Origin of the sequence: Streptomyces brasiliensis, from assembly GCF_014647875.1 — a bacterium.
GTDB classification, from domain to species: domain Bacteria; phylum Actinomycetota; class Actinomycetes; order Streptomycetales; family Streptomycetaceae; genus Streptomyces; species Streptomyces brasiliensis.
The window spans coordinates 1-1,645 of record NZ_BMQA01000206.1 but is presented as its reverse complement, the minus strand read 5'-3'; the positions used below and the strand labels follow the sequence as shown (position 1 = coordinate 1,645).

Annotated in this window: 1 protein-coding gene and 1 pseudogene; both read left to right on the top strand. The window is 68.4% G+C overall.

The window, feature by feature from the left end; translation table 11 throughout:
* Positions 1-4 precede the first annotated feature (4 nt).
* Positions 5-151, top strand: a pseudogene (locus IEZ19_RS54115) (phosphopantetheine-binding protein); the annotation flags it as partial.
* A 36-nt stretch (positions 152-187) separates the two neighbouring features.
* Positions 188-1,645, top strand: a 1,458-nt coding sequence (locus IEZ19_RS49735; protein ID WP_229841744.1) for a condensation domain-containing protein, incomplete at its 3' end; no start/stop codon positions are given.

The following is a 1,645-nucleotide window of genomic DNA, read 5'->3' as shown; positions in this document are numbered from 1 at the left end:
CGAGGTGTTGGGTCTTGAGTCGGTCGGCGTCGACGACAATTTCTTCCAGCTCGGCGGGCACTCCCTGCTGGCGGTGACCCTGGTCGAACGGCTCCGCGTGCGAGGTGTGTCGGTGTCGGTACGGGCCCTGTTCGAAGCCCCCACTCCGGCCGGGTTGGCCGGGGCCACGGGCATCGGCTCGGTGGAGGTGCCCGAGAACCTGATCCCGGTGGGTGCCGAGCGGATCACGCCGGAGATGCTGCCGCTGGTGGAGCTGTCGCAGATGGAGATCGACCGGGTGGTCGCGGCGGTCGACGGCGGAGCGGCGAACGTGGCGGACGTCTATCCGTTGGCGCCGTTGCAGGAGGGGATGTTCTTCCACCACCTGATGGCGGGTGAGGGTGGCGACGTCTATCTGACGGCGCGCGTCGTGGAGTTCGACTCCCGGACCCGGCTGGACGCGTTCACCGGCGCGTTGCAGCTGGTGATGGACCGGCATGACATCTACCGCACGGCAGTCGTGTGGGAGGGCTTGCGTGAGCCCGTGCAGGTGGTGTGGCGGCAGGCTCAACTGCCGGTGGTGGAGCACGAGGTCGACGGTGGGTCCGCGAACCCGGCGGATGCCCTGCTGGCCGTAGCCGGGTCAGTGATGGACCTGGGCCGAGCGCCGTTGATGGATGTGCATGCGGCCGAGGTGTCCGGGGGCCGGTGGCTGGCAGTGGTGCGGATGCATCACCTGCTCCAGGACCACCTGGGCATGGATGTGCTGCTGCAGGAGCTGCGGGCGGTGCTCACAGGGCAGGCGGAGCGGTTGGCGCCGGCGATGCCGTTCCGGAACTTTGTGGCGCAGACGCGTGCGGTGTCCCGGGTCGAGCATGAGCGGTACTTCGCCGAGCTGCTCGGTGACGTGACCGAGCCCACCGCCCCGTACGGGGTGCTCGACGTACGCGGCGACGGCAGCGATGTGGCCTCGGCGTCGATGCCCGTCGCCACTGAGGTCACCGACGGACTGCGGTGGGTGGCAAGGGAGTTGGGGGTCAGCACGGCGACGGTGCTGCATGTGGTGTGGGCGCGCGTGCTCGGGGTGCTGTCGGGGCGTGACGACGTGGTGTTCGGCACGGTGTTGTTCGGTCGGATGAACGCCGGCGCAGGTGCTGACCGGGTGCTGGGCCCGTTCATCAACACCCTGCCGGTACGGGTGCGGACCGGCCAGGTGGGCGTACGTGTGGCTGTTGAGGGGATGCGGGACCAGCTTGCGGGGCTGCTGGAGCACGAGCACGCACCGCTGGCTGTGGCACAGCAGGCGAGTGGTGTCGCAGCCAATACGCCGCTGTTCACCTCACTGTTCAACTACCGGCACGTCGATCAGGCCGAGGAGACAGCCGGGGAACGGCATGTCGACGGCATCCAGCAGGTCTCCCTCCGAGAGCGGACCAACTATCCGGTGACGGTGTCCGTCAGCGATCGAGGGGCCGGCGGACTGAGCCTGACCGTGGAAGCCGTAGCGCCGGTCGACGCTGGTGCAGTGGTCCGCCTGTTCCACACCGCGACAGAGAGTGCAGTGAGTGCCCTCGGGAGTGTGGTTGACGGGTCTGGTGATGGCGTGGATGTGGTTCTTGGTGGCGTGGATGTGGTGGGGGTTGATGAGCGGGTTCGGTTGTTGGGG